We start from the raw sequence: 534 nt of genomic DNA, 5'->3' as shown, positions 1-534 counted from the left end.
AAGTTCGATGAAAAAGGCGAATGGGTACATCCGCGTGGCGAGTGGTTGCTGACGTCGAAGGCAGATTTTTCTGTGGCACAGATTGCGCGTGTGATTTCTTCACGGATTGCGCGCTTCCACACCAGCGACCTGATCAAGGCGCGCCTGGCCTTCCTCGAAGCGAAAGACGTGGTGTTGACCAAGCAGGTCAATACTCCGGCCCGTCCGGCTTACTATTGCTCGGGCTGTCCGCACAATACCTCGACCAAGGTACCGGAAGGCAGTCTGGCGCTGGCCGGTATCGGTTGCCATGTGATGGCGACCGCGATTTATCCTGAACACAATAAGCTCACCACCCACATGGGTGGTGAGGGCGCACCGTGGATAGGTCAGGCGGCTTTTTCCAAATTGCCGCATGTGTTCCAGAACCTGGGTGACGGTACTTATTTCCATTCCGGTTATCTGGCCATACGCGCGGCGGCGGCGGCCAAAGTGAATATCACTTACAAGATTTTGTATAACGATGCGGTTGCGATGACCGGTGGCCAGCCCGTC

Annotated in this window: 1 protein-coding gene; it reads left to right on the top strand. The window is 56.2% G+C overall.

Annotated features, from left to right (window positions below; genetic code table 11):
• Positions 1-534: thiamine pyrophosphate-dependent enzyme (locus KDM89_RS19460; RefSeq protein ID WP_230427997.1), on the top strand; the 534-nt coding region annotated here is incomplete at both ends.

Source organism: Cognatundibacterium luofuense (assembly GCF_018139685.1).
In the GTDB taxonomy this organism is placed as follows: Bacteria; Pseudomonadota; Gammaproteobacteria; order Burkholderiales; family Burkholderiaceae_D; genus Undibacterium; species Undibacterium luofuense.
This window is presented reverse-complemented; position numbering and strand designations above follow the sequence as displayed.